This is a genomic window from Caballeronia arationis (assembly GCF_001544975.2).
Lineage (GTDB): Bacteria > Pseudomonadota > Gammaproteobacteria > Burkholderiales > Burkholderiaceae > Caballeronia > Caballeronia arationis.
Map to the genome: position 1 here is coordinate 1 of NZ_FCOG02000426.1, position 1,475 is coordinate 1,475.

Consider the following 1,475-nt stretch of genomic DNA (forward strand, 5'->3'; position numbering starts at 1 on the left):
AACGACACCGCTGCGCCTTATCCGGAGCATCTGTGTATCCATCAGCTCTTCGAGCAACAAGTTCAACGCACGCCCGACGCAATCGCGCTGGTCTTCGAAGACGAGTCGCTCACCTATGCGCAACTCAATGCGCGCGCCAACCAGCTGGCGCATCACCTGATCGCGCTGGGCGTGCTGCCGGAAGATCGCGTGGCGCTGTGCATCGAGCGCGGCACCGGCATGATCGTCGCGTTGATGGCGATTCTCAAGGCCGGGGGGGCTTACGTGCCGCTCGATCCGGCGTATCCGGGCGAGCGTCTGAGCCACATCCTTACCGATGCGACGCCCCGGCTGTTGCTCGCCGATGCCGCGGGTCGCGAAGCGCTGGGAGATGCCGGTTCGCTGACCGTGCTCGACCCCAATGCATCGCTCGATGGCTCGTTGCCACAAGACGATCCGCAAACGACTGTCGCCCCGCAACACCTCGCCTATGTGATCTATACCTCGGGTTCCACTGGTATACCCAAGGGCGTGATGGTCGAGCATCATCATGTAGTGAACCTTCATCACGCGCTGCAATCGACGGTATTCGCACATTGCGCTCCACACTCCGGCGTCAGTCTGAATGCCAGCATCGCATTCGATTCCTCCCTGAAGAGCCTTACCTCCTTGTTGGCGGGGCACCGGCTGATCGTGATTCCCACCGACGTGCGCGCCGATGGCATGGCCTTGATCGAATTTCTGAATGCCGGGGGCGTCGACGTGCTCGACTGCACCCCGACTCAGCTCGATTTGCTGCTCGCCACCGGTCTGCTCGAACAGCGACGGCATGACCTGACGTTGCTCGTGGGAGGCGAAGCACTCACACAACAGACGTGGAATCGCCTGGCGCTCGCCGACGAGATCCGCGCGTTCAACGTCTATGGTCCGACTGAGTGCACCGTGGATGCCACGGTCACGGAGATTACGACCGAACAGGCGCAGCCCGTCATCGGCAAGCCGATTGCCAATGCACGTATTTATCTGCTCGATGCGCAGCGCCGGCTGACGCCTCCTGGCGCCATAGGCGAACTCTATATCGGTGGCGCGGGTGTGTCGCGCGGCTATCTGAATCGTGCTGATCTTACCGCGGAGCGTTTCCTCGATGATCCGTTTGTTCAAGGCGCGCGCATGTACCGCACGGGCGACCTCGCACGTTATCGCGCAGACGGCAATATTGAATTCCTCGGCCGCAATGATCATCAGGTCAAGATCCGCGGCTTCCGCATCGAACTCGGTGAGATCGAGGCTCAGATCGCCAGCCATCCGGCCGTGCGCGAAGCGGTGGTGATCGCGCGTGCGCGGCATGCGAAGACACACGATCAGCAACTCGTCGCCTACGTCACCGGAACGGCTGAGATCGATGCAAGCACCCTGCGTGAGCATCTTGCCTCGCGTCTGCCCGACTACATGGTGCCCTCGGCCTTCGTCGTGCTCGACGCGTTGCCCCTCACGCC

General features: G+C 62.0%; 1 protein-coding gene. It reads left to right on the forward strand.

Annotated elements, in window-relative coordinates; all coding sequences use genetic code 11:
- Positions 1–1,475: non-ribosomal peptide synthetase (locus AWB81_RS42865; RefSeq protein WP_144444390.1), on the forward strand; the 1,475-nt coding region annotated here is incomplete at both ends.